1 protein-coding gene is annotated in these 527 nt (G+C 65.1%); it reads left to right on the forward strand.

Annotated elements, in window-relative coordinates; translation table 11 throughout:
* Positions 1 to 261: 261 nt before the first annotated feature.
* The coding region (locus tag AAAT03_RS09875) for a helix-turn-helix domain-containing protein (RefSeq protein ID WP_349103233.1) at positions 262 to 527 on the forward strand (266 nt) is incomplete at its 3' end.

The raw sequence follows: 527 nt of genomic DNA on the forward strand, positions 1-527 counted from the left end.
TGCCCGCTTCCCTGTACATGTCCAACTCTCCGATCAGGTTCTTCTCCGCCACGGCCCGCTCCTCCCGAAAGCATCGTTCGCTCGTCGGTCGAAGCGTAAGCCCCGGCGTTGGTGGAAATGGTGAAAAAGCGTTGGCGCAAATGGCGGGATTGCGTTGGCATGATTGGTTGTTGAGCGTTGGTCAAAATGGTTGTTTTTACAGTAGCGCTAACAAACGGCTGCTCGCACAGGAGGGGCTACGGCTGCTCGAGGAGGCCCAAGGTGTTCTACAGGGCCAAGAGGGCGCAGGAGGCGGCCGACGCCGAGCTCTCGGGGAGCAGGTCCGGGATCGACGAGACCGAGGAGGGCGCCGCCGCCAAGCTCGCGGCCATCAGGGACGGGCTCGCGCGCGGGCTCTCCCCGCAGCAGATAGCGGCGGCGACCCCCGGGCTCAGCGCCTCCACCGTCTACAGGTGGGTGGACGCCGGCTACGACGGCATGACGAACATGGAGCTCAGGCGCAAGGTCGGCTACAGGCCCAGGTCGCG

It is taken from the genome of Collinsella sp. CLA-AA-H167 (assembly GCF_040095305.1).
Lineage (GTDB): Bacteria > Actinomycetota > Coriobacteriia > Coriobacteriales > Coriobacteriaceae > Collinsella.